23 protein-coding genes are annotated in these 24,572 nt (G+C 70.7%); 12 read left to right on the top strand and 11 right to left on the bottom strand.

The genetic code is table 11. The features are described 5' to 3' along the window. Nucleotides 1-167: 167 nt before the first annotated feature. The gene (locus tag JYK02_RS17875; protein WP_207052584.1) at nucleotides 168-1,214 is read right to left on the bottom strand and encodes an NAD(P)-dependent alcohol dehydrogenase; all 1,047 of its coding nucleotides are present in this window, start codon (nucleotides 1,212-1,214) and stop codon (nucleotides 168-170) included. Nucleotides 1,215-1,320: 106 nt separating this feature from the next. Here JYK02_RS17875 and JYK02_RS17870 point away from each other — a divergent pair, with 106 nt between their 5' ends. Continuing rightward, nucleotides 1,321-2,226, top strand: coding sequence for a LysR family transcriptional regulator (locus JYK02_RS17870; RefSeq protein ID WP_207052582.1), 906 nt, complete (start codon nucleotides 1,321-1,323; stop codon nucleotides 2,224-2,226). Between the two features lie 3 nt (nucleotides 2,227-2,229). Here JYK02_RS17870 and JYK02_RS17865 read toward each other — a convergent pair whose 3' ends face one another. After that, nucleotides 2,230-3,705, bottom strand: a complete 1,476-nt coding sequence (locus JYK02_RS17865) for a S28 family serine protease (RefSeq protein ID WP_207052580.1) — start codon at nucleotides 3,703-3,705, stop codon at nucleotides 2,230-2,232. A gap of 88 nt (nucleotides 3,706-3,793) precedes the next feature. Continuing rightward, entirely contained in the window at nucleotides 3,794-4,426 is a 633-nt protein-coding gene (locus tag JYK02_RS17860) for a hypothetical protein (RefSeq protein WP_207052578.1), read from the bottom strand. 47 nt (nucleotides 4,427-4,473) lie between these two features. On the opposite strand from JYK02_RS17860, the gene JYK02_RS17855 reads away from it, so the two are divergent. Next, entirely contained in the window at nucleotides 4,474-5,487 is a 1,014-nt protein-coding gene (locus JYK02_RS17855; protein WP_207052575.1) for a zinc-dependent alcohol dehydrogenase family protein, read from the top strand. Here the strand turns inward: JYK02_RS17855 and JYK02_RS17850 are convergent. Beyond that, nucleotides 5,474-5,875, bottom strand: coding sequence for a TonB family protein (locus JYK02_RS17850; protein WP_207052573.1), 402 nt, complete (start codon nucleotides 5,873-5,875; stop codon nucleotides 5,474-5,476). The genes JYK02_RS17855 and JYK02_RS17850 overlap by 14 nt on opposite strands. A gap of 20 nt (nucleotides 5,876-5,895) precedes the next feature. Continuing rightward, nucleotides 5,896-6,507 (bottom strand): DUF2378 family protein, encoded by a 612-nt coding sequence (locus JYK02_RS17845; protein ID WP_207052571.1) that lies wholly within the window; start codon nucleotides 6,505-6,507, stop codon nucleotides 5,896-5,898. A gap of 234 nt (nucleotides 6,508-6,741) precedes the next feature. On the opposite strand from JYK02_RS17845, the gene JYK02_RS17840 reads away from it, so the two are divergent. The 3 genes from JYK02_RS17840 (at nucleotide 6,742) to JYK02_RS17830 (ending at nucleotide 9,459) form a co-directional block, all read left to right on the top strand. Next, nucleotides 6,742-7,125 carry a hypothetical protein gene (locus JYK02_RS17840; RefSeq protein WP_207052569.1) on the top strand — a complete coding sequence of 128 codons (384 nt, stop codon included), beginning with the start codon at nucleotides 6,742-6,744 and terminating at the stop codon, nucleotides 7,123-7,125. A 33-nt stretch (nucleotides 7,126-7,158) separates the two neighbouring features. Continuing rightward, on the top strand, nucleotides 7,159-8,889 hold the full coding sequence (locus JYK02_RS17835; protein WP_207052567.1) for a sigma 54-interacting transcriptional regulator: 1,731 nt from the start codon (nucleotides 7,159-7,161) through the stop codon (nucleotides 8,887-8,889). Between the two features lie 78 nt (nucleotides 8,890-8,967). Continuing rightward, nucleotides 8,968-9,459, top strand: coding sequence for a hypothetical protein (locus JYK02_RS17830; protein WP_207052565.1), 492 nt, complete (start codon nucleotides 8,968-8,970; stop codon nucleotides 9,457-9,459). A gap of 11 nt (nucleotides 9,460-9,470) precedes the next feature. Here the strand turns inward: JYK02_RS17830 and JYK02_RS17825 are convergent, their stop codons facing one another. Next, nucleotides 9,471-10,100 (bottom strand): TetR family transcriptional regulator, encoded by a 630-nt coding sequence (locus JYK02_RS17825; RefSeq protein ID WP_207052563.1) that lies wholly within the window; start codon nucleotides 10,098-10,100, stop codon nucleotides 9,471-9,473. Between the two features lie 81 nt (nucleotides 10,101-10,181). Here JYK02_RS17825 and JYK02_RS17820 point away from each other — a divergent pair, with 81 nt between their 5' ends. After that, on the top strand, nucleotides 10,182-11,084 hold the full coding sequence (locus JYK02_RS17820) for an SDR family oxidoreductase (protein ID WP_207052562.1): 903 nt from the start codon (nucleotides 10,182-10,184) through the stop codon (nucleotides 11,082-11,084). Nucleotides 11,085-11,136: 52 nt separating this feature from the next. Next, nucleotides 11,137-11,670: a GrpB family protein gene (locus tag JYK02_RS17815; protein ID WP_207052560.1), complete on the top strand. Its 534-nt coding sequence runs from the start codon at nucleotides 11,137-11,139 to the stop codon at nucleotides 11,668-11,670. A 48-nt stretch (nucleotides 11,671-11,718) separates the two neighbouring features. On the opposite strand, the gene JYK02_RS17810 is transcribed toward JYK02_RS17815, so the two are convergent. Then, complete coding sequence (locus JYK02_RS17810; RefSeq protein ID WP_207052558.1) at nucleotides 11,719-12,198, bottom strand: PaaI family thioesterase; 480 nt, start codon at nucleotides 12,196-12,198, stop codon at nucleotides 11,719-11,721. Between the two features lie 337 nt (nucleotides 12,199-12,535). Then, a complete protein-coding gene (locus tag JYK02_RS17805; protein WP_347402518.1) occupies nucleotides 12,536-16,030 on the bottom strand; it encodes a protein kinase domain-containing protein in 3,495 nt (1,164 codons plus the stop codon). Nucleotides 16,031-16,118: 88 nt separating this feature from the next. On the opposite strand from JYK02_RS17805, the gene JYK02_RS17800 reads away from it, so the two are divergent. From JYK02_RS17800 to JYK02_RS17785, 4 genes are all read left to right on the top strand, one after another. After that, the gene (locus tag JYK02_RS17800; protein ID WP_207052556.1) at nucleotides 16,119-16,925 is read left to right on the top strand and encodes an alpha/beta hydrolase family protein; all 807 of its coding nucleotides are present in this window, start codon (nucleotides 16,119-16,121) and stop codon (nucleotides 16,923-16,925) included. A 12-nt stretch (nucleotides 16,926-16,937) separates the two neighbouring features. Beyond that, nucleotides 16,938-17,567, top strand: a complete 630-nt coding sequence (locus tag JYK02_RS17795) for a TetR/AcrR family transcriptional regulator (RefSeq protein WP_120525593.1) — start codon at nucleotides 16,938-16,940, stop codon at nucleotides 17,565-17,567. Nucleotides 17,568-17,670: 103 nt separating this feature from the next. Continuing rightward, nucleotides 17,671-18,513, top strand: coding sequence for an SDR family oxidoreductase (locus JYK02_RS17790; RefSeq protein WP_207052554.1), 843 nt, complete (start codon nucleotides 17,671-17,673; stop codon nucleotides 18,511-18,513). Between the two features lie 125 nt (nucleotides 18,514-18,638). Then, the gene (locus JYK02_RS17785) at nucleotides 18,639-19,487 is read left to right on the top strand and encodes a DUF1206 domain-containing protein (protein WP_207052552.1); all 849 of its coding nucleotides are present in this window, start codon (nucleotides 18,639-18,641) and stop codon (nucleotides 19,485-19,487) included. Here the strand turns inward: JYK02_RS17785 and JYK02_RS17780 are convergent. Further along, entirely contained in the window at nucleotides 19,484-20,923 is a 1,440-nt protein-coding gene (locus tag JYK02_RS17780; protein ID WP_207052550.1) for a glutamine synthetase family protein, read from the bottom strand. The two genes, JYK02_RS17785 and JYK02_RS17780, sit on opposite strands and share 4 nt — an antisense overlap. Nucleotides 20,924-21,162: 239 nt before the next feature. Next, a complete protein-coding gene (locus JYK02_RS17775; RefSeq protein WP_207052548.1) occupies nucleotides 21,163-22,422 on the bottom strand; it encodes a C39 family peptidase in 1,260 nt (419 codons plus the stop codon). A 173-nt stretch (nucleotides 22,423-22,595) separates the two neighbouring features. Here JYK02_RS17775 and JYK02_RS17770 point away from each other — a divergent pair, with 173 nt between their 5' ends. Beyond that, a complete protein-coding gene (locus JYK02_RS17770) occupies nucleotides 22,596-23,240 on the top strand; it encodes a hypothetical protein (protein WP_207052547.1) in 645 nt (214 codons plus the stop codon). A 22-nt stretch (nucleotides 23,241-23,262) separates the two neighbouring features. Here JYK02_RS17770 and JYK02_RS17765 read toward each other — a convergent pair whose 3' ends face one another. Then, nucleotides 23,263-24,519: a hypothetical protein gene (locus tag JYK02_RS17765; protein ID WP_207052546.1), complete on the bottom strand. Its 1,257-nt coding sequence runs from the start codon at nucleotides 24,517-24,519 to the stop codon at nucleotides 23,263-23,265. Nucleotides 24,520-24,572 lie beyond the last annotated feature (53 nt).

The raw sequence follows: 24,572 nt of genomic DNA, 5'->3' as shown, positions 1-24,572 counted from the left end.
TTGAGACGGGCAGCTTCGCGGCAGCCTCTCAGTCCGATTCCTGCGAGCCCGAACGGGAATGCGCGGAACGGGACCGCCGGACGGATTGGGACACCGGTTCTCCCCAGGCCCACGGGGCCGTGCGCAACGACGAAGTGAGTGGCGAAGGCTCCTCCGGCATGCCGCCGCTACTTCAGGCTCTGGAGGTCGATGACGAAGCGGTACCTCACGTCGCCCTGCTCCAACCGCGTGAACGCTTCGTTGATGGCCTGGATGGGAATGCGCTCGATGTCGGAGACGATGCCGTGCTCGCCGCAGAAGTCGAGCATCGCCTGCGTCTCCGGCAGGCCGCCGGTGCCGGAGCCGGAGAAGCTGGCGCGGCGGGAGAGCAGCGCGACGGGGGCCACCTCCAGCGGCTTCGCCGGGAAGCCCACCAGCACCAGGTGCCCGTCGCGCCGCAGCAGCCCCAGGTAGGCGTTGACGTCGTGGGGCGCGGAGACCGTGTCGAGGATGAAGTCGAGTGAGTTCGCCTTCGCCGCCATCTCCTCTGGCCTCGACGACACCACCACCTCGTGCGCGCCCAGCCGCAGCGCGTCCTGCTTCTTTCGGTCGGTGTGGCTGAACACGGTGACGTGCGCGCCCATCGCGAGCGCGAACTTCACGCCCAGGTGCCCCAGCCCGCCCAGGCCCACCACTCCGACCTTCTGACCGGGCCCCACCTTCCAGTGCCGCAACGGTGAATACGTGGTGATGCCCGCGCACAGGAGCGGCGCCACCGCCGCGGGGTCCAGGTTCGCGGGCACCTTCAGCGCGAAGTGCTCGTCCACCACGACGCTGTCCGCGTACCCGCCCTGCGTGAAGGACTTCGCCTCCGGCTCCGGGCTGCCGTAGGTCAGCACGCCTCGGACCTTGCAGTACTGCTCGTACCCATCCTGGCAGTCCGCGCAGGCTCGGCACGAGTCCACCATCGTGCCCACGCCCGCCAGGTCTCCCGGCTGGAACTTCTTCACGTCTCGGCCCACTCGCACCACGCGGCCCACGATTTCGTGTCCCGGCACCAGCGGGTACGGCGAGAAGCCCCAGTCGTTGCGGGCCATGTGCAGGTCCGTGTGGCAGACGCCGCAGTAGAGGATCTCCAGCTGCACGTCCCGAGGGCCGGGCTCGCGGCGCTCGAAGGAGAAGGGGGCGAGGGGGGACCGGGCGTCGGGGGCCGCGTAGCCGCGAGCGGGAATCATGGGCAGTGCTCCTGGGGTGGTGTCGCGTGACGCCCGGAAACATGCGCTGGAAGCCCTCCTCACGAAACGGATGGAATTCGCACGCGGCATGTCGGAAAACTTCCGAATGGCCTCCACTCCCCTCAATGCCCTGAACGCCTTCCTCGCCGTGGGACGCCGGCGCAGCTTCGCGGCGGCGGCCGTGGAGCTGGGCATCTCGTCGTCCGCGCTCAGCCAGCAGGTGCGCCAGCTGGAGGCGCGGCTGGGCGTGCCGCTGCTCACCCGGACGACTCGCAGCGTGGCGCTGACGGACGCGGGGCAGCGGCTGCTGGAGCGCGCCGGTCCTTCCGTGGACCAGGCCCTGGAGGCCCTGGAGGCGGCCGCCGCCAGCGCGGGTGAGGTGACGGGCCGCGTGCGGCTGTCCGTGCCCACCATCTCCCTGTCCACCGTCGTCACGCCCATCCTGCTGCGCTTCGCCCAGCGCCACCCCCAGGTGGAGGTGGACCTGCGCATCGAGGACCGGCTGGTGGATGTCGTGGCGGAGGGCCTGGACGCGGGCATCCGCCCGTTCGAGGCCGTCGAGCGGGACATGGTGCAGGTCCGCCTGTCGAAGCGCTTCCGCTACGTGGTGGCCGGGTCTCCCGCGTACCTCAAGCGCAAGGGCACTCCGCAGCGCCCGGAGGACCTGCTGGACCATGACTGCCTGAACATCCGCCTGCCTTCCACGGGAGCCCGCTACGCGTGGGAGCTGGAGCGCGGCAAGAAGACGTGGCGCATCCCGGTGCGGGGGCCCGTGCTCGCCACCCACGAAGGGGTGCTGATGGAGATGGCGGAGGCGGGCGTGGCCCTCATGTATGCCTTTGAGCCCACCCTCGTGCCGCGCTTGAATCGCGGCACCTTGAGACTCGTCCTGGAACCGTACGCGGCGTGGGAAGAGGGGTTGTTCCTCTACTTCCCCAGCCGCGCCCAGGTGTCCCCCGCGTTCCGCGCCTTCCTCGACGTGGCCCGCGAGGTGACGGCCGAAAGGGCCTGAAGGTCAGTCGCGCGGCGGGCCGTGGCGGCGGTCCACCACGCCCGTGGTGATGGGCAGCTCCGCGGCCTTCGCGCTCCGGGCGCGCAGGCCCAGGGACGCGGTGTCCTCCGCGGGCAGTCCGGCCCAGGTGCGCAGCCGCTCCAGCGCCACGGCCTGGTCCGCCTCCGGCAGTCCGGTGATGCTGGCGCCGTGGTTGCCGCCCGGCTCGAAGAACCGGTACGAGTCATTGCGCGCGCTCACGCTGAACGCGCCCGTGGACCACGGGTCGTTCTCTCCGTAGACCAGCAGGATGCGCTCGCCGAACGCCTTCACCCAGCCCTCCACGAGCGGCATGGCGAACGGGTTGAAGGGGTACGGCCGCATGTCGAAGGGCACGAGCGCCCGCGGGTCATAGCCCCGGGGATAGTGCTGGACGCCGCGCAGGTGGCTCTCTTCGGACGCGTAGCTGCCCAGCTGCGTCGCGGCCTGGAAGTCGTAGGGCGCGTAGTAGTCCAGGTCGGCGTCGCTCATGTACGTGATGCCCACGACCGTATCCAGCGTGTCCACCAGCGCCTGCGCGGAGCCACCCTTCGGGGGAATCACGTCGCACAGCGACGCGTCGCCGTACTGCCAGAAGGCGAAGGCGAACTCGAGGGTGGTGAACTCCAGCGCCTTGTCCACGCCCAGGAAGTCATAGGTCCGGCCATACGCCGCGCCCGTCGCCTGGAAGAGCGGCTCCACCTCCGCGCGCCGCTCCAGCACCTCGCGCTGGAAGGTCTTGATGCTCTCACGGCACGCGGGCGTGCCCAGCTTGCTCAGGAACTTCACGTAGCGAGGGTCCTGCGTGCCGTAGCTGTTGGGCGCCACGTAGGCCACCGTGGCGTCCACGTCGCGCGGGAAGAACGCCCGGTGGTAGAGCGACGTCATGCCGCCCTTGCTGCCGCCGGTGCTGATCCACTTGCCGGGGAAGAGCGGCTTGAACGCCTGGACGATGCGGTGGTGGTCCGCCGCCGCCTGCTCGATGCTGAGCAGCCTCCAGTTCGCGGGCTGCGGGATGGAGGGCGTGAAGAAGCGGTGCTCCACCGTCAGCTGGTTGCCCTGCACCAGGTAGGTGGGCTCCCACTGGCCGGGGGACGTGCCAATGCCATAGCCGGTGCTGGCCAGCACCGTGGGGGCCTCCGCGCTCCGGTAGAGCAGCGTCAGCCGCTGCTGGAAGCGCGTGCCGTTCGGGTGCAGGTGGTCCGCCGGCTGGTCATAGCGCATCACGAAGAACCGGATGCCCGGCACCGGCACCGGCCGCTCCTGCACCACCGTGAGGCCGGGAATCGCCTGCAACTGGGCCAGGATGTCCGGCGCCGTGTCCTGTGCAAGGGATTGCGCCCGGACTTCCGGCGCGCTCGGGGTGGCCGCCTCCGAGGGAAGCTCACTGCCGCCACACGCTTGCAGCCCCAGGGCCAGCGCGCAGGCGAGCACCAGGGGACGACCAAAGAAACGCGTCATATGGGAAATGCCTCCTGTCTTGGAAAGACGCTACGAAGATGCCGGGGTCGCATTTCGTGAAGAAGGACTTCCCAGGTGCCCTGGGCAATTACTTGCGTCGCGGAGGCGAATCGCGCAGCAGCGGCTGGCCCTGGCGCAGGTGCTTCGCCAGCGCGGGGTAGGCGCCCTCCTGGTACCTGTCCCACGCCTCGGGGTGCAGCAACTGCTCCAGCGCCGCGGCGATGACTTGGGAGTGACCTTGGAGGTGCGTGTCCGCGTGGATCCGGTCCACGGCGTCCGCGCGGTCGTCCGCCACCACCGCGCGGGCCGTCAGTGTGTCGGCGTAGGTGGAGTAATCATTGTAGTAGGTCCAGGCCGCGCCGCGCAGGCTGAGGCCTTCCAACGCGACCAGCTCTCCGTGGAAGAGGAGGTTGTCCGCCTGGATGGAGCCGCCCGCGAAGAGCAGGGCGTAGTCGAACCCTTCGTGGAGGATGTTGCCCTCCACCACCAGGTCCCCCGCGACCAGCAGGCGGGACTGGTCGTCCAGGAGGAGGTGCCCCTTCACGTGGAGGCGGCCCTCTTCGACGAGGAGGTCCTCACCTTCGGAGAGCCTCAGGTCGTCGTCCACCTGCTTCGTCGCGACGGAGGGCGGAAGGCTGGCCTTGAGGTGGGCCCGCTTCGCGGCCGTCCCGCAGGGGTCATGGAGCGAGGGGTGTTCCATCAACTTCTGGAGCAGTGACATGGCGGGGCCCTGTTCGGTGTGGAGTCCTGCCTCTAAGGTCGTGGGCCATGAACGTCTACGAGATTCGCGGTGCCTTTGGTCTGGACAACCTGGTGCGCGCGGAGCGGCCGGACCCCACGCCTGGACCCTTCCAGGTGCGCGTGCGCGTGAAGGCCACGAGCCTCAACTCGCGGGACCTGATGATGGTGGAGGGGCGCTACAACCCTCGCCAGAAGCTGCCGCTGGTGCCCAACTCGGACGGCGCGGGCGTGGTGGACGCGGTGGGGCCGGGCGTCACCCGCGTGAAGGCCGGTGACCGGGTGATGACGCTGTTCGCTCAAGGGTGGCAGGCCGGTGAGCCCACGAAGGCCATCACAGCCACCACGCTGGGCGGACCGCTGGACGGCGCGCTCGCGGACACGGTGCTGCTGCACGAGGACGGCGTGGTGCCCACGCCCGCGTACCTGTCCGACGAGGAGGCCGCCACGCTGCCGTGCGCGGCGGTGACGGCGTGGAGCGCGCTCGTCACGCAGGGCGGGCTCAAGGCCGGCGACACCGTGCTGGTCCAGGGCACGGGCGGCGTGTCCATCTTCGCGCTGCAGATTGCCCGGCTGTTTGGCGCGCACGTCATCGTCACGTCCAGCCGCGACGACAAGCTGGAGCGGGCCCTGAAGCTGGGCGCGCAGGAGGGCATCAACTACGTCACCACGCCGGACTGGGAGAAGGCGGCGCGCACGCTCACCGGAGGCGTGGGCGTGGACCACGTGGTGGAGGTGGGCGGCGCGGGCACCTTCGAGAAGTCACTCAAGGCGGTGCGCGTGGGCGGCACCGTGTCCGTCATCGGCGTGCTGTCCGGCGGGGCGGGCTCCGTGTCACTCGTCCCCATCCTGATGCAGAACCTGCGCGTGCAGGGCGTGTTCGTGGGACACCGTCAGTCCTTCGAGGCCCTCACCCGCGCGTTCGCGCTCAATGACATCCACCCCGTGGTGGACCGCGTGTTCCCCTTCGGGGAAGCGCGCGCCGCCTTCGAGCACATGAAGCAGGGCGCGCACTTCGGGAAGATTGTCATCAAGGTGAGTTGACCCACGCGAAGTGGAAGTGCGCCTCCACCGTGGCGGCCGTGGTGCTCTTGGGCAGGGGCGGGAAGGGCGCCGCCTTCTTCACCGCGGCCAGCGCGGCGGCATCCCATGCCTTGGCGCCGGACTCCGTGAGGATGGCGGTGGAGACCAGCTTGCCGTCCTTGTCGAGCACGGCCTGCACGATGGTCTTCTTGCCCAGGGCCGGCGTGCCCTTGGGGCCCGGCTGCTTCCAGGCCTTCGCGACGCGCTGGAAGGCCTGCTGCTGGTAGGCGGGGCTGTCCACCGAGCCCTGGAAGTAGGTCTGGAGCTGCGGACTGCCGCCCGCGGCCAGCGCCCCGGAAGAGAGGGCCAGCGCGAGCACCACCACGGCGGTTTTCGTCAGACGGAGCATGGGCCGAATATAGGGCCCGCTCAGCTCCTCGGCTCGGGGCTCCGGGCTGGCGGCGCCTTCACGTCGGGCGGCTTGCTGGCGCCCTTCTCCGGCAGCCAGGACAGGTCGTACACGGCCGCGTCGCCCGCGCTGCGCATCAGCACCACGGAGGCGCCATGCGCGCCGCTCATCTCCAGGCCGGCGGCGAACAAGCCCCGGTAGAAGCCCGCCACCACCACCGGGCGGCAGGTGAGCACGTAGCGCGTGGGGCCCGTCTGCTCCAGCCGCGCCTCCAGGTAGTTGGTGCCCGTGCGCAGGTTGCGCGTCATCCGCTCCAGCATCCGGTGCGGGCCCAACAGCCGCACGCCCGCCAGGAGCGCGCTGCCAATGAGCGTGGCCCCGTAGCCCTCCAGGAAGCGCCGGCCCACCACCTCCGCGCCGTCATCCAGCGTGGCCGCGGGCGCGAGCACGGACGCCGCCAGCTTCAGCGACTCCACCCACACGTCCAGGGGATAGGCCACCGACAGCTTTCCCCGTGGATCGATGCCGACCTCGCGCAGCTGCCGCGCGCAGGAATCGTCCAGGTGGTCACCCAGGGCGCGAATCAGCCCTTCGAAGCTCTGCTGAAACACGAGGCGTTCGAGACTCGGCATGCCTTCCCAGGCTACCCGTGTGAGCGGGGCTGTCTCAACCCGGTAGGTTCCCAGACTTCAAGAACTTGTCGCGGATTGTTCGAAAACGCAGTGCGGCAAGGGGGCCGACGGGTCGGTCGACGGATTTCGACGCGTCGAAAGGGGGGTGGCGCAGGGGCCTTCCGAGGGAAGGGGGCGTGGCATCGCGGTTGCTCTAGGGGGAGGCATCACCTCAACCCCCTCAGGAGCAAGACCATGGGCGTCAATCCCGTGAAGTTCATCGCCAACAACACCAGCGGTGCCAACTGGCTGCCCGTCGGCACCCCCACCATCGACCACGGCTACATCAACCCGGCGACGCCTCCCAACGTGACGACGCAGTCGGGCACGCAGAACCTGTTCAACGCGGAGCCCAACTGGGGGCTGATGGGAGACGAGGGTGCCGTGACGTACTCGTGCGGCGCCAGCCCGTCGGACCAGTTCGTGCTGTGGTGGGACAGCCGCTGGTCGCACGACTCCGGCCCGGGCGTCATCGCGAAGAGCACCAACTACGACATCTCCTCCGCGGTGTCGTTCGACCAGGGCACGGGCTACTACACCGTGACGGTGAGCCTGGCGCCGAAGTCGGCGCGCCGCTGAGGCCGGGAAGCGGGTGCGGTAGGGTCGTGGGCCATGCCGCACGACCCTCTCGCCGACATCTCCACGGCCGCGATGCAGGAGCGCGGAGCCTCCCGGGGGGCTCCCCGCGTGGTGCCCGCGCTGACGGTGGTGTCCCATCCGGTGCCCCGGCGCGTGGGGGACCGGAGGCTGCTGGACGCGCTGGTGGCGGGGCGTCCGGTGGCCCTGTCGCGCAACGCCCCGGACTTCGCTCCGCCGGGCAGCTCGCTGGGGCTGCCGCTGGCGGATCCGTTCGTGAGCCGCAAGCCGCTGGAGCTCTCCGCCCTGCCGGACGGCGGCGTGAGGCTGACGGTGCCGGAGGACGGCACGCACGTGGTCGCGGCGGGCGTGCTGGTCCAGGGCACGCGGGACTTCGGGCCGTCGGAGTGGCGGGACGGCGTGGCGCTGGAGCTGTCCGGCCGCGTGGTGCTGCTGCTGCACCCGGTGGAGCTGGACGGCGAGGGCGCGGCGGACACGCTGGGCATGGTGGGGGAGAGCGCGGGCCTGCGGCGGCTGCGCAAGCACATCGAGCGGGTGGCGGACCTGGACGTGTCGGTGCTCATCCGCGGCGAGACGGGCACGGGCAAGGAGCTGGTGGCGCAGGCCATCCACCGGCTGGGACCGCGCAAGGCGGGGCGCTTCGTGAGCGTCAACCTGGGCGCCATCCCCAAGGAGCTGGCGGCGGCGGAGTTGTTCGGCTCGCAGAAGGGCGCGTACTCGGGGGCGACGCGGGACCGCGAGGGCTTCTTCCGCGCCGCGCACGGGGGCACGCTGTTCCTGGACGAGGTGGGCGAGGCGCCCCCCGAGGTGCAGGTGATGCTCCTGCGCGTGCTGGAGACCGGGGAGCTGTACCCCGTGGGCGCGAGCCACCCGGTGACGGTGGACGTGCGGCTCATCGCCGCGACGGACGCGCACCTGGAGGAGCAGATCCGCGACGGGCGCTTCAAGGCGCCGCTGCTGCACCGGCTGGCGGGCTATGACCTGCGCGTGCCCGCGCTGCGCGAGCGGCGCGAGGACGTGGGCCGGCTGTTCTTCCACTTCGCGCGCGAGGAGCTGGCGGCGCTGGGGGAGGCGGCGCGGCTGGACTCGGAGGATCCGCACGCGGAGCCATGGCTGCCCGCGCCGCTGGCGTCGAGGCTGGTGCGCGCGGCGTGGCCGGGCAACATCCGGCAGCTTCGCAACCTCACGCGGCAGCTCGTGATTGGAAGCCGGGGACAGGCGCGGCTCCAGGCGGACTCGCAGCTGGATGAGCTGCTGGGCGTGTCGGAGGTGGCGGCCCCGGCGCGAGCTTCCGGAGCAGGCGCCGCGCTGCCCGTGGGCGCTCCCGCGACGGCGGTGGGCTCCGCCATGGGGCCGGCATGGGGCACGGGTGCTGCCTCGACAGCGGCGGGCTCCGCCACGGCTCCGGCGCGAGGGCCGGGTGCTCCGGATGCGCGCGAGGCGGCGGTGCCCCGGCGCAAGCCCTCTCAGGTGACGGAGGCGGAGCTGCTGGCCGCGCTGCGTGCGAGCGCGTGGGACCTGAAGGCCACGGCGGACGCGCTGGGCATCCCGCGCCCGTCCGTCTACGACCTCATCGAGCGGAGCCCGAACCTGCGCACGGCGGGAGACCTGGGCGCGGACGAAATCACCCGCTGCTTCGAGGCCTGCGGCGGCGACCTGGACGCGATGGCGCGCACGCTGGAGGTGTCGAAGCGCGCGCTGGGGCGGCGGCTGAAGGAGCTGGGGTTGGTGGCGAAGGGGACGTGAACGGACGGGTGCGCCGCGTGGCACGCTTGCTGCTCAGTCGTTGCGCCGTCAGTGCTCATCCCCCTTGGAGGGTTCCCCATGCGAAGCCGCGTCATCTTCCCGCTGTGCCTCACCGGACTGCTGCTGGCCTGTGCCAGCGGCCCTCGTGCCACCCCCGCTGAAACCGCGTCGAGCGACCCCGGCCCGGTGCAGCCCTGCTCGTCGAGCACGCCCACGGATACCGAGGGCGGCACGGTGGTGAACATCACCCTCCTGGACGACAAGGTGCACTTCAGCAGCGACCTGGTGACGGTGCCGGCCGGTAAGAAGGTGACGTTCGTGTCCCAGGTGAATCAGGCCCGGTGCGTCGGTCTGTCGGACGATGCGCTCCTGAAGAAAGAGTCGCCCAACCCGCTGCTGGTCCCCGCATGCGGGAGCGCTTCGTGGAGGGTGCGCGGCAAGGACCTGACGAAGTCGAGCCCGTGGTGGTCCAGCCCGACGAAGGGCGATTGCTCCGACGCCAAGCCGCCGCAGGGCATCAAGGAGACCATCAACGGCACGCTGGAGGTCACCGGTCGCGGCGAGGACTGAACCAGGCCCCGTCAGGGCTTGCGAGCCCTGACCGGCTTCGCGGGCTGCTTGGGAGGCGCGGCCGGGGCCTCCGTCCCGGTGCTCGCCGTGAGGGCTCGGAGCTCGTCGAGTCCGAGCTGGAGGTGCCGGGAGTAGTCCTGCGCCTTCGGGTCCTCGAGCCAGCGCTCGAACGCGACCTTGAAGACCGCGATGCCCGCCTCGGCGGCCAGGCTCGCGGTGGGCTCGGTGACGCCGCGCTTTCTCAGCGTCTCCGCGGCGGCCGAGGCCATCGAGGCCAGCTTGATGAGCTCGCGCTCCCGAAGCTCGGCGTGCGCGGCGAGCAGCGCCTGGCGCGCCCGGGAATGGTCACGGCGGTCCTTGAAGAAGGGGGCCATGGCCTCCATCGCGGCGGCCACCGCGTCGAGCGGCGAGGTCCCCGGGGGCGCCTCCGCGATGGTGGTGACGATGCGCTCGTGGATCAGCTCCGAGCCGCCGAACAGGACCTCCTTCTTGTCGGTGAAGTAGCGGAAGAACGTCCGCTCCGTGAGCCCCGCGCGCGCGGCGATGTCCTGCACCGTCGTCCGGTCGTACCCGTGCTCCTGGAACAGGGTCATCGCGGCCTGTGCAAGCCGGTCTCGTGCGTTGGGTTCCCAGCGGCCCATGGCGGGAAGCATAACCTGATTGCAGTCACTGACATCACTTGTTAGTAGTGATGTCAGCAACTGACATGAAGGGGCTTTTCCATGCGCGTATTCGTGACCGGTGCGTCTGGCTTCATTGGCTCGGCCGTCGTCCCTGAACTCCTGGGGGCGGGGCATCAGGTGGTGGGGCTTGCCCGCTCGGAGGCTTCAGCCCGGGCCCTGGAGGCGGCGGGGGCCCAGGTGCATCGCGGTTCGCTGGAGGACCCGGACAGCCTGCGCGCCGGCGCGGCGAAGGCGGACGGGGTCATCCACCTGGCGTTCATCCACGACTTCTCCAACTACGAAGCTTCCATGCGCGCCGACACGCGCGCGATTGAAGCCATGGGCGCGGAGCTCGAGGGCTCGCAGCGGCCCCTGGTCATCGCCGCGGGGATATTTGGCCTCGCGCAGGGGCGGCCCTCCGTGGAGACCGACCTGGCCGCCTCGCGGGGACGCGGCCTGTCGGAGGAGGTGATGATCGCGCTCGCGGCGCGCGGCGTGCGCTCGTCCATCGTGCGGCTCTCGCCGTCGGTCCACGGCAAGGGGGACCATGGCTTCGTGCCGTACCTCATCGCTTCCGCGCGCCGGAATGGCATGGCCGTCTACGTCGGAGAGGGGACGAACCGCTGGCCCGCCGTGCACCGGTCGGACGCGGCCCGGCTCTTCCGGCTCGCGCTGGAGAAGGCCCCCGCGGGTTCAAGGCTCCACGCCGTCGCGGACGAGGGCGTGCCCACCCGGGAGATCGCGAACGTCATCGGCCGCCGATTGGGAGTGCCGGTCGTCTCGAAGGCGCCAGAGGAAGCGGGTGCGTTCCTGGGGATCCTGGGCACGTTCTTCGCGCTCGATGGCCCTGCGTCGAGCGCCCGCACGCGCGAGCTGCTCGGCTGGCGTCCCGAAGGGCCCGGGCTCCTGGCGGACCTGGACGACGCGCACTACTTCGCGGCGGACGCTGGCTCGAACCTGTGAGCGCGAGGGGGAGTGCCTGGCGCGAGCCGCGTCCCCTACGATGCTCGGCGCCATGCCTCCACCCATCAAGGTCTGTCTCGTCCCACACGAGCCGCGCTGGGCAGACGCTGCCGTCGCGCACGGTCAGGCACTCAAAGGCGCGCTGGGTGCCAACGTGCGCGAGGTGCACCACATCGGCTCCACGGCCGTTCCAGGCATCCACGCGAAGCCCATCCTCGACCTCATCCCTGTCGTCGCTTCTCTGGAGGCGCTCGATGCACGGCGGGGCGAGCTCGAGGCGATGGGCTACGAGTGGTGGGGCGAGCTCGGCCTGCCCGGGCGGCGCTACTGCACCCTTCATGATCCCGTGACCCGCGAGCGTGTGGTGCAACTCCACTGCTTCGTCGAGGGGTCGCCCGAGATCACGCGGCACCTCGCCTTTCGCGACTACCTTCGAACGCATCCCACCGTCGCGCGCGAATACAACGATGAGAAGGCGCGATGCCAACGCCTCCATCCCGACGATTCCCACGCCTACGGCAACTGCAAGGCATCCTGGATCAAGCGAGTCGAGGCCGAAGCACTGGCAGCCCTCGGCGCCCCTTGAATGAAAGCGACGCAACCGCGAGCGTCGCGGTTGAGGTCGCGCCTCGGCTCAGCCCGAGGTTTCCCGGTGGCTCACGGCCATCATCGTCGCGAGCATGGTCGCGATGGGTTTGAGGCCCGCGTCGGTCTCCGCGAACACGTCACCCGTGGTGACCGTGAGCGTCCGGCCGGGCTTCGTCACCCGGCCCTGGGCGATGAACTTCCGGCCTGCGGCGGGCGCAAGGAAGTTCACCTTGTACTCCACCGTCAGCACGGCGGCGTCCACGGGCATCAGCGAGAACGCCGCGTAGCCGCAGGCACTGTCGACGATGGCCGTGACGATGGCCGCGTGTAGATAGCCGTGCTGCTGCGTGAGGTCCTCCCGGAACGGCAACTCGATGACGACCTCGCCCGGTGACACGGAGGTCAGCGCCGCGCCGATGGTGCTCATGACACGCTGGCGCGCGAAGCTGTCGCGGACGCGCTGTTCGTAAGCGGCGTCCGCTGGGGTGAAGACCTGGGGGCCAAAAGGGGGCGTGCCTGCGCTCATTGAAGTGCTCCCGCCCGGAAGAGTCCGGGGCGTACGAGGCTACCCCGTCGTGCGGGAGGTGACTGACCGGGTACGGCTTCCGGTGTTCAGGGCGGAGCGCAGTCCTGTCCGACTGTCGGACAGGTTTCCGCTGCTTGGCCGGAGCGGGAGCCCCCCGGCCGCGTCCTTCCCAAACTGGTCCGACTGTCGGACCAGTTCGGCCGGTTCGCCCCGCGGAGGAGTCCCTGTGGGCTCTCTCTTTCTCATCACTGAAGGCTGGCGGCGTCGCGGTGGACCCGGAGCGCCTTGGAGCCTGGGTTGGGTTCTTCTTGGCTCTTCACCCGACGTGAAGTTGTGGTCAGTCCGGCGGCAGCTTCGCGAGGGCTCGCCGCAGGGCCTCGCGCAGCCCGTTCGCGTCCTTCCACTTCGGGCGCGCGGTGAGCACGGCTTCGGTGAGGGACAGGCCCTGCTGGAGGTGGGCGCGGGCTTCCGGGCCGAGAGCGGTCGCGCCCCACTCACGCAGGAAGGCGCCGTAGGCCAGGCGCGCGTCCAGGTTCTCGGGCTCCAGCTCCAGCGCCTTCTGGAAGTCGCTCGCCGCGGCCTGGAAGGACGCCTCTGGCTTCAGGCCCCGCCGGGCTTCGTCGCGGGCCTGGAGCGCCCGGGCTTCGGCCCTCCAGCGCCACGCCTGGGCGAGTGACGGGTTGAGCTTCAGCGCGTGCTCCAGCGCCTCCGTGGCCTGGGCGAGCGCCGGGCGTGGATCCTTCCCGTGCTTCAGCGCGTAGGCCGCGACGCTGTGATGCACCTGTCCCAGGTTGGCCCACGGCTCGGCGAGTCCCGGCAGCAACGCCGTGGCTTGCTGGAGCTCGGCCTGGGCCTCCTTCGCGCTCGCGCTGGGGTCCTGGTCGCGCGGCAGCCGCCAGGTCGCGCGCCACATGCGCACCTCTCCCAGGTTGTTGTGCGCGAAGCCCACCTTGGGCGCGACGGCGATGGCCTCCAGGAAGGCCTGCTCCGCCTGGTCCAGCAGGGGCTCCGGCGCGTCTCCCCGGTCCCACGCCTCACGGGCCTGGTCGAGCAGCACCGTGCCCACGCCGTTCCGCAACGGCGGCAGCTTCGGGTTGATGGTCACGCCGTGCCGGTAGGCCTCCAGCGCGCGGGCGAGCCCCGGCCCCGCGTCGCCGCCGTGGTCGCGCAGGCGCAGGGCGAGCGCACGGTGCACCTCCGCCAGGTAGAACCACGCGACGACATTGCCCGGGTCGAGCGTGCTCGCGCGCTCCAGCGCCATCCTCGCCTCCTCCAGGTCCGCGTCCTTCGACGGCGCACGCGGGTGGTTGGCGCGGTTCACGTACGCCGTGCCCAGGTTGATCCACGCATCCGGCCGCTTCGCATCCAATGCCAACGACTGCCGGTAGGACGCGATGGCCTGCTGCCGGAAGGGCAGTGAGTCCCCGCCGCGTCCGTCCTCGGAGTCCGCCCACACCTTGAAGACGAGCCCCAGGTCCAGGTGGAAGTCGTAGTCGCGCGCGGTTGCCGGGATGGATTCGAAGGCGGCGACGGCGGCGCGCAGTTGTTCGCGCGGATCCTCGTTCCGGACCTGCCGGTAGCTGGCCCACTGCCACCAGCCCATGGCCAGCGCGTGACGTGCCTCCACCTTGGAAGGCTCGAGCCTCAGCGCCTCCTTCGCCGCGTCGAGCGTGCGCGTGAGCAGCGGCTCCACGTCGTCCCCGCTGCTCACTCGCATCTGGGCGAGGCGCCGGTGGAACCGGGCCTCCAGCACCCACGTATCCGCTTCATCGGGAGCCACCGTGCGCGCGCGTGACACGGCCTCCATCCCTCGCGTGTACGCGGGCAGCACGTCGCCCTTGCCGGACAGCTCCAGCAGCAGGACCTCCTGCTCCAGCTCCGCCCGCGCACGGTGCACGGCGGACACGCTGCGGCCAATCTCCGCCGCCGCCTCGTAGGCCCGGCGTCCGGCCTCCAGGTCGTCCCGGGCCGCGTCGCGCTCACTCGCCAGGGCATGGCGCACGGCGCGGGCGAGCAGGACGTCGCCCCGCAGCAGCGGCGCTTCGTGGAACCACGGCAGCAGCGTGCCCAGCGCGTCCAGGGACCTCAGCGCGTCCTCGAAGCGCTCCTGGTGAAAGGCGCGAAGGGCCTCCGCGTATTCAGGGGCGGGCACCTCCGCGCCACGGCCCTGCTCCAGGAACGCCAGCGCTGGATCGCGTGAGTGCGTCTGGGCTTCGCGGCGCTTCGTCTCGCGGCTGGCCGCGTCCGGGTTGCGGTCCGCCTCCAGCCGCTCGCGCTGGTAGCGGCGGCCCAGGACGAGCGCGAGCGCATACGCCACGCGGGGCTCGCGGAAGCCCTTCGCCCAGGCGGCCTCCAGGTGCGTGCGCGCGGCCTCCTCGTCTCCCAGTGCGAGGAACCCGCGTCCCAGCGCGTAGTGTCCCGGGCCCTCCGCGACGGGACCGGCATCCCGCATGGCGGCTTCGATGTCGCGCATGCGAGCGCGCATCGCTTCGCGGTCCGGCCGCGTGTCGTGCAGGGGCGCCTGGCCGGAGTAGCGGGCCTGGGCCTCGATGCGTTCGACGCCTTCGGTGAAGCGGCGGGTCAGGGCCTCGCGTTGGGAGACCTCGCGCCGGGCCACCACGGCCTGGCTCACGGTGCCCGCGACCGCGAGCCCGGTGATGCCCGCGATGACGACCGCGACCCGGTGACGGCCCACCCACTTGCGCACCCGGTACGCAGGGCCGGTGCGCGCGAGCACCCGGTCGCCTTCGAGGAACCGCGTGAGGTCGTCCGCCAGCGCCCGCGCGGATCCGTAGCGCCGCGAGCGCTCCTTCTCCAGGCACTTGAGGACGATGGCCTCCAGGTCCGCCGGAATCTCCGCGTCCAGCTCGCGCGGCCGGCGGGGCTCCTGGGTGGCGATGCGGCCGAGCACCTCCAATCCATTGGCACCGGTGACAGGGGGTTGGCCGGTGAGCAGGTGGTACAGCGTGGCGCCCAGGCTGTAGACGTCCGCGCGCCGGTCCAGGCGGGACACCTCGCCCCGGGCCTGCTCGGGGGCCATGTACTGGGGCGTACCCAGCACCGTGCCGGTGGCGGTGGCGGCGTCGTCGCTGGTCCAGTCGCGCGCCAGACCGAAGTCCATGACGTAGGGGCGCAGGGCACCGTCCTCGCCGCGCTCCACGAGGATGTTGGACGGCTTGAGGTCGCGGTGCACCAGCCCGGCCAGGTGGGCCGCGTGCACGCCCAGCGTGGCGTCGCGAAGCACGAGCGCCTTCTGCTCCACGGACAGCGTGCCGGCCAGGGTGTGCAGTGGCGCTCCCGGGATGTACTGCATGGCGATGTACGCGCGGCCCTGGACCTCGCCGACCTCGTACACGCGGCAGACGCGCTCGTGGTCCACGCGGGCCTGGGCGCGGGCCTCGGAGATGAAGCGGCGCGACAGCTCCGGGTCCTCGTCGCGGACGAACTTCAGCGCCACGTCGCGGTGCAGCCGCAGGTCCCGGGCCAGGAAGACGCGGCCCATGCCGCCCTGTCCCAGGAAGCGGATGGGCCGGTAGAGCGTCCAGTTCGGCACTGGAAACGCGGGCCCGTCCGTCACGGCGGCCGGCACGGCGCCCGGAGGCAGCGTGTCGTCGCCCGTGCCCTTGTGCGGGGGGGGCGTCTCCGCTGCTGTCTCCATGCTCCTGCGCAGCGACACGAGCGAGTCCGCGGAGATCCGCCCCTGCTCCACGAGGAGCTGGAGCGGGGAGACCCCGCGCCTCGCGGCCTCTTCGCGCACGGCCTCCAGGTCCTCGCGGGGGAGGAGGCCCTCGGCCACGGCCATGCGCAGCTCTGCTTCGTTCGCCTCAAGCACGCCGGAAGCGTACTGGACCCTCCATCCCCCACGCACGGCGGCGTGGCGCGACTTGCGGTGCCCGCCCGCCCGTTCTCAAGATGCGCGCATGAGCTCCATGTGGGTCCTGGAAACGCCGCAGCCGAAGCCGGACGCGCGCATCGCCTATGGCGAAGCCCCGCAGCAGTTCACCGAGCTGCGCAAGCCCAAGGGCAAGGGCCCGCACCCGGTGGTCCTCTTCGTCCACGGCGGCTTCTGGCGCGCCGAGTACGGCCTGGAGCACGCGGGCCACCTGTGCGCGGACCTGACGAAGCGCGGCTTCGCGACCTGGAGCCTGGAGTACCGCCGCGTGGGCCAGGACGGCGGCGGCTTCCCCGGCACCCTGGAGGACGTGGCCTCCGCGGCGGACCACCTGATGGACGCGGCTCCGTCCCTGGGCCTGGACCTGTCCAACGTCGTGGCCATGGGCCACTCCGCCGGCGGACACCTGGCCATGTGGCTGGCCGCGCGGCACCGCCTCACGCCGAAGCAGGCGCTGTACCGCGACGCACCCCTGAAGCTGAGGGGCGTGGTGTCCCTGGCCGGCGTGCTGGACCTCGCGCAGGGCGCGGCGCTGGACCTGGGCAAGGGCATCGTGAAGACCTTCATGGGCGGCACCCCGGAGCAGGTCCCGGAGCGCTACGCCGTTGCCTCGCCCGCCGCCCTCCAGCCGCTGAAGCTGCCGCAGGTCCTCATCCACGGCACCGAGGACGACACCGTCCCCCTGAAGGTCAGCGAGGGCTTCCACGCCCGGGGCGTCCAGCAGAAGGACCCCGTGCACCTGGTCCCCCTGAAGGGCGCGGGCCACTTCGAGCTCATCGACCCGCGCTCCAAGGAGTGGCCCCGCGTGGTACAGGCCGTGCGCACCCTGCGCTGAAGCCTCCCCCTCATGGCCCGACCCGTCACCATCCAGGACGACGTGCTGCTCAAGGCGGCGCGAGAGCTGTTCCTCGAGCGCGGCGTGCGCGCCACCACCGCGGAGATCGCCGCGCGCGCGAAGGTGTCGCCCGGCATCCTCTTCAAGCGCTTCAAGAGCAAGGAGGCCCTGTTCCGCGCGGCCATGGGCTCGCAGACCGTGGACGCCGAGCCACCCCTGCCCGTGGACCTGGACGCGCGCGTGGGCAAGGGACGCGTGGAGGACACCCTCGTCGAGCTGGGCCTGGGGCTCGCGGAGAAGTCCCAGCGCTTCATCCCCACGCTGATGATGGCGTGGAGCAACCGCCAGACGCCCGGCGGTGAGGCGACGTCCCCCTCCGACCTGGAGCGGGCCTCGGGCCGGGCCGCCGCGCGCGTGGAGAAGATCGCCGACTACCTGGCCCAGGAGGCCCGGCTCGGCCGCGTGCGCGACGGCGACTTCCAGGTGTTCGCGCAGACCTTCGTCGGCGCCCTCTGGCACCACGCCTTCCTCACCGTGGTGGGCGCGGGCCGCAAGGGCTCAGCTCCTTCCCGTGAGCACGTGCGCCGCGTCGTGGACACGCTCTGGGCAGGGCTCGCGCCACCGGCCCGCGCGAAGCGCTGAGAGCCGCCCGATGCACCCCGGACCTGTCCGCACTTTGCGTTGTGGGTAATTGATTGGTCAATTACTAATCCGCCCGTTGGTTCACGAAGGCGGGAGGCCCGTGATGATTCTGGTGACCGGAGCGACAGGGAACATCGGCAGGGAAGTGGTGGCGCGGCTGTCCGCGGAGGGCGTCCCGCTGCGGGTCGTCACCCGCGACGCGAAGAGGGTGGCGGCGCTTCCGCCCGGCATCGAGCGCGTGGTGGGGGACCTGCGCGACCGCGCCACGGTGGAGCAGGCGGTGCGCGGCGTGCGGCGGCTGTTCCTGGTGTCGCCGATGGATGACGTGGAGGGGCGCGCGGAGGCCGTGCTCGTGGAGGAGGCGCGGCGGGCGGGCGTGACGCACGTGGTGAAGCTGTCCTCGCTGGGCACGGGCAACAGCGGCATCGCCGGGAAGCACCGTGACAGCGAGCAGCGGCTGCGCGACTCCGGGATGGCGTGGACCTTCGTGCGCCCCGGCATGTTCATGTCCAACGCGCTCCAGTGGGCGGGCAACGTGAAGGCGGGGACGCCCATCTTCACGCCGACGGCCTCCGGACGGATGGCGCCCATCGACCCCCGGGACATCGCGGAGGTGGCGGCGCTGGCGCTCACCCGGGACGGTCACGAGGGACAGGCCTACGCGCTGACCGGCGAGGAGCTGCTGAGCGCCCACGACCAGGTGGCCATCCTCTCCCGCGTGCTGGGCCGGCCGCTGCGGTGCGTGGACGTGCCCGTCGAAGGCGCGCTCGCGAACGTGCGCAAGGCGGGGATGCCCTCGTGGCTGGTGGAGGGGCTGGGCGAGCTCTGGGCGGCGGTCCGCTCCGGCAAGGGCGAGGTCACGACGCCGGAGGTGGCGCGGCTGACGGGCCACGCGCCCGGGACCTTCGAGGCCTGGGCCCGGCGCCACCGCGACGCCTTCGCCTAGCGGCCAGCCAGCCGGGCCCTCCGTTCCCCGGCCGGACGGGGAACCGGGGAGGCGGCTGGAATCCGTTTGGCCCGCCGGATGCGCACCCTGTCCTTCGGTCCAGGAGGCCGGGAGGAGCAGACCGAATGGCGACGATGGACGTGATGCGTGGGCCGGGCATGGAGCGGCTGTCGCGGGGCGCGAAGGATGCCGCGAACCACCCGTGGGCGAAGAAGCTGGGCCGCATGGGCTACGCGGCGAAGGGCGCGGTCTACGCCATCATCGGCGTGCTGGCGCTGAAGCTCGCGGCGGGGGAGGGCGGCCGCGCGACGGACAGCCACGGCGCGGTGGCCACCGTGGCGCACGGGCCCTTCGGCATCGCGCTCTTGTCACTGCTGGCGGTGGGCCTGGTCGGCTTCGTCGTCTGGCGCTTCGCGCAGGCGTTCGCGGACACGGAGGACAAGGGCTCGGACGCGAAGGGCATCGCCGCGCGCGCCATGTACTTCATCAGCGGCGCCATCTACGGCTCGCTGGCGCTGTTCGCCGTGAAGACCGTCATCGGCGCTTCACAGGACAAGGGCAAGGGCACCCAGGGCTGGACGGCGACGCTGATGGAGCAGCCCTTCGGCCGCGTCCTGGTGGTGCTGGTGGGGCTGGGCATCATCGGCTTCGCGCTGAAGCAGTTCCACACGGCGTGGAAGGCGAAGTTCCGGGAGAAGCTCACGCTCACGGGCCTGGCGGCGAGCCATCAGCACCGCATCGAGCGCGTGTGCCAGTTCGGCATCGCGGCGCGGGGCGTGGTGTTCACCGTCATCGGTGGGTTCCTGGTGCTCGCGGGCGTGGACGCGAACCCCGGTGAGGCCAAGGGCCTGGGAGAGGCCCTGGCCGTCGTCGCCCGCCAACCCGCGGGCGACGTGCTCCTGGGGGTGGTGGCGGCGGGCCTGGTGGCCTACGCCGCCTACCTGTTCCTCCAGGCGCGCTACCGCCAGCTCTAGAAGAGGTTCCAGAGGTACTGGTTGGTCACCTCGTGATGGAACTGGATCTCCGACTCCTTCACGCGGGTGCCCAGCTGCTTGGGGCAGCGGTCCGCGGAGGCAATCTTCAGCTCCGCGTACTTGCCCTGCACCTGCTCACCCAGCGTCTGCGCGACGAACTGGCTGCCCTTGAAGAAGCGCACCGCGTCGTAGATGTTGTCCGGCAGGAAGCGCGTGCGGCTGCGCTTGGTCTCCGCGTCCTCCTGCGGCTGCGGCCCCTCCAGGCCCGTCTTCAGGAGCGTGAAGAGCACCATGTACGGGTTCGCGTCCGGCGCCACGGAGCGGCACTCGACGCGCGCGCTGCGCTCGTTGCCGAACGGGATGCGCACCATGGCGCCGCGGTTGTTCGCGGAGGCCTTGATCTGGTTGGGCGCCTCGTAGTGCGGATCCAACCGGCGGTACGCGTTCACGCTGGAGTTGAGCACCAGGCAGATGTCGTTCGCGTTGGTCAGGATGCGGTCGATGAAGTCCCAGCCCATGGCCGACAGGCCGTCCTGGCCGCCCTTGTCGTAGAACAGGTTCTTGTTGTTCTTCGACAGCGACATGTTGATGTGCATGCCGTTGCCGTTCACGCCCGTGACGGGCTTGGGCAGGAAGCTGGCCGTCAGCCCCTGCTGCGCGGCGACCTGGCGGCAGAGCAGCTTGTAGAGCTGGATCTGGTCGGCGGCGACCAGCGCCTCGCTGTAGGAGAAGTTCATCTCGAACTGCGAGGGCGCCACCTCCGGGTGGTCCTTCTCGTTCTGGAAGCCCATGGCGCGCTGCGCTTCCGCGGCCTTGTCGATGAAGGTGCGCAGCCCGTCGCCCGGCAGCGCGTGGTAGTAGCCGCCGATGGAGATGAACTCGAACTTGCCCTCTTCGTGGTAGTGGCGCTCGGCGTCACGGTTCTTGAAGAGGAAGCCCTCGATTTCCGGCGCCGCGTGGAACACGGTGCCGTCCTTCTGGAACAGCTGCTCGGTGGCGCGCTTGAGCTGGCCGCGCATGTCCGAGTGGTACGGCGTGCCGTCGCGCTCCAGCACTTCGCAGAACGCCAGCACCTTGCCGGGCCCGAAGATGTCGGAGGGCAGCCAGTAGAACGCGCTCCAGTCCACGTTCAGGCGCAGGTCGCTCTCCGCCTGCGCGGAGAAGCCGCGGATGGACGAGCCGTCGAAGGTGAGGTTGTCCGCGCTCTTGAGGAGGAACTTCTTGTCGTAGTCCAGCATGTGCAGCCGACCTTCCAGGTCGGTGAAGCACACGGTCACGGCCTTGATGCGCTTCTCGTCGGTCAGGTACTTGATCCGCTCCTCGCGAATCTTGTCCGGCGACTCGCGGCGGAGGCGCTGTTCCTTCACCCGGAGGTTGAGCTCCTCCAGCTCGTCGTAGGGAATCTCCAGGAAGTCCCGCAGCGGCTTCTGCTCCATGGTCCTGCCTCCAGGCGTGTCCCCGGTTCCGGAATACCGGCGGAGACATCAAATGCACGGGCGCAGGTATTTACATTCCGCGACCCGAAATCAAGCCTAAATTCTGAAGACTGAAGGCTAAAGGGCTTGTCGGGTCGCTCACAGGGGACGAAACGTCAAGGGACGGACGGCCTGCTGCCCCGGCCAGTGGACACTGCGCGTCGGGCCGCGTGGGCCGCGTGTTCGCCTCTGGACGCGAGCTACGGGAGGGGCACCAGCCCCGGCGCGGGCAGGGGCGTTCCGGCGGGCCAGAGCACGTACGCGGCCCCCCTTGAGTGCTGCCAGGCGCGCCACAGCGCGGCGCGGGGGTAGGTGGCGCTGGTGGTTTCGTTGGAGCCGAAAGCAGGGTCGTTGACGACGACGTCGCCTGTATCGGTGAAGCCCTTCACGACGATGAGGTGGCCGTCGGTGCGGCGGGCGGCGCCGCCGGGGAGCTCACCGGGTTCGTAGGCGATGCTGATGCTGACGGGGATGCCAGCGGAGACGAGGCGCTCCACGGGGGCGAAGGAGTCGAAGCGGGCGACGAGCCCGTGCAGCGCGCCGCCCGCCATGTTGGAGGCGTAGGCGGTGTTGAAGCTCCAGTTGCCGGTGCCCTTGTAGACCCAGTCATAGGTATGGGCGGCGGCGGTGGGCACGGGGTGTTGCAGGTCCGCGCGGCCCAGCTTCCGGCTCCAGTAGCCGAGCAGCATGGTGGTGGACGTGGGGGAGCACCAGACCTCGCCGCCGTCGGGGTAGATCATCTGCGAGTAGCCCGGCACGTCGAGCACGACGCCCCACGCGGCGCGGTCGGACGCGGCGTCCTGGGGCTTGAGGCGCGTGTCGGTGACGGCGGCGGCGAGCGCCCGGACGCGGGGGCTCGAGTCCGCGCGGTCGGAGAAGAGGTGGACGGTGACGCGCAGGGCGTCCGCGCGGCGCTTGAGGTTGAGGGTGTCGGTGAGGACGTTGCCGTCGGCGTCGCCCTGGCCGTCCACGCTGTGGCGGGCGACGGTGGCGGTGTCGAAGGCCCAGACGCCCAGCTCGTAGTCCCGGGTCCAGGTGCCCTCGATGCGGGCGGCGACGGTGAGCTTCACCCAGGTGCCGGGAGGCGTCTGCGCGTCGAAGGACGGCACGACGCTGTCGAAGCCGCCGGGGACGGACTGGACTTCGGAGGTGGCGGTGCCGAAGCGGAAGGCGCCGCCATTGTAGAAGCTGCCGCCATCCAGCCAGCCGCCGGCGGGGAACGGGTCGGTGCCCTCCTTGGAGGAGGACGGGTCCAGCTCCAGCGCGCCCTCGGCGGTGACGCGCGTGCCGTCCCGGGAGAAGCGCGCGAGGTCCCCCGCCACGGACGTCTTCTGCCACAGGCGCGCGGGCGAGCCGGCCTCCGGAGACGCATCCGGCGAGGCCGACGGCGGCGAGGAGGCGCAGGCCCAGATGCAGGAGGCCAGCAGGACGGCGGAGAGGACGCGAGCGCGGGCGTTCACGCGCGGGATTCTCTCAAAGGCCGGTGTAGGCCCTCAAGGCGGATTCCTGGAAAGTCCGGTTGAGTCAACAAGGATGAAACAGGATTGGGATTCCGCGCGGTCTGGCATCCCGGTGCATGGCATGGGCACGCGCTTGACAGGGAATGAACACACGCGCTTGCCTTTGTGCCCTCATGCCCTTCTACGAAACCATCGCGAATTTCCGTACCCTCGCACTGAACCGGGAGGTGACCGGGGCCCTGGTCACCTCCGTGCTGGGGACGCTGGTCGAAACCCAGGTGACCCAGCATGAGCGCGCGTCCCATGCCGAGCAGCACATGCGCAACGAGCGCATCTTCGGCCATGTGACCCAGGACGATCACCTCTATGGCGAGTGGGGCAAGCGCGTGGAGGGCCACAGCATGTTCGACAGTCCGGAGGACTCCATCCTGGCGATCACCGCCGCCTTGAACACGGAAGCCGGCGCCGATGCGCTGGGCCATCTGCTGGGCAGGGCGGGAGGCATCAACCTGTACTCCCGCACCGCCGCGGCCCTCATCACCTCCGCCTCCGAGCGGAAGAACGACACGCAGCGGTTCCATGCCTTCCAGGTGGACTACGTCGTCGTCACGCTGGTGGACGCCGCGCGTCCCCTGGGCCCCACGCTCAAGAAAGAAGCGCCCGGCAAGCTCGTCATCGTCACGGCCTACCCCGTCCCGACGGGGGGCGGTGGCGGGGTCGCGGACAAGGACTGGTGGTGCTTCAACGCGGGCTCCGGGGGAAAGCTGCCCAACTCCTTTGCTCCCGAGGCGAAGCCGATCGCGCCCTGGGACGTCTAGCCACGCCCGCCAGGCGCACGCACTACGCCCTGCGAATGTTCGTCGCTTTGCCCTTCAGGTCGACCGTGAAGACGACCGGGTCCTGGTGGTTGAGCCCGTCGGGGAGCACGTCGACCTTGAACGTCTTCTGCCCCGCCTTTCCATCCGTCACCTGGATGAAGGCGCCTCCCTTGCCCCTGCCGAGGATCAACATCCCCCGGCGCTCACCGCCGATGTTCTTGGCGGGCCGCGGCTCGGCGAGCAGCTTCGCGTGTTGATTGGGAGCATGGGTCGCGGAGGCGAAGCAGATCCGGTTGCCTTCGATGGCGAAGCGGAAGGTCCAGTTCTGGGTGCGGATGACGATGCGATCCACGTGCGCATGGAGCCCTTCGCGAGGCACGGAGAAGCCCTGGTTCTGGCCGCCCTCGAAAGCGCCCTCCAGATAGGGGATGAGCGTGGCCGCGGAGGTGCCATCCAGGGTGTTCCAGGGGTGGGCGGGGTTCAGGACCCCGACAGAGATGACCCGGAGGCTTCCCGGCACGGGCCGCTCGTCACGTAGACCGGCGAGCTGGATCCCCGCGTAGGTGATCATCTTGAGCATCCCGTTGGGGTCCGTCGTCTCACCCCACTTCATCTGCACCGTCTTGGTGGAGGAGTACCGCTCGTGCCGGCCCCAGAGCCGCCGCTGGTGGGGGTCGCGCGTCTCCAGGCCAATGACGAGCAGGTCCCCGCCGTAGGTCGCATCGTCCCTGATTTCACTCAGGCTGACGCGCGGATCAAAGGCCTTGAGCACCTCCTTCAGCTCCGCGCCGGACAGGGTGCCCACGATGACGAGCCGGTCCCCGGTCCGCCGCCCCTTGGCCCAATGCTTGAGATTGGACCGGAGCTCGGCGCCCTTGCCGTAGGTCGTGTTCTGCGACTGCTCGGTGGCGTGCTCCCCGCGCAAGCCACCCAGGCCCTGGGGCTCCGCCTGGAGCTTCTTGATGCGGGCCTTGCGCTGGGCCTCGTAGTAGGCCTGGAGCTGCAGCAGGATGCCGTATTCGATGCCGCGCCGCTTCGCGAGCTCGTCCGCGGCCTCGCCAAGGATGCGCTCCGCCTCCGCCGCCACCGCCGCGGCGAACTTGGGGTTGCGCATGAGCTTCTCCCACGTGGGGAGCATGCCGGTCTCGCGAAGCGTCTTCTGGACGAGCCGCCAGGCCTCCTGCTGCTGCCTTTCCGCCTCCCTCCAGTAGGGGTCTTCCGGGAAGACGATGGGATCCGGCACCACGGGAACTGGAATCACAAGCACGTCGCCGGGCATCGGAATTCCTTTGTCATACAAGGCGGGGCGGGAGGCGGCCGCCGCGCCAGGGT

Origin of the sequence: Corallococcus macrosporus (genome assembly GCF_017302985.1) — a bacterium.
GTDB classification, from domain to species: Bacteria; Myxococcota; Myxococcia; order Myxococcales; family Myxococcaceae; genus Corallococcus; species Corallococcus macrosporus_A.
This window is presented reverse-complemented; position numbering and strand designations above follow the sequence as displayed.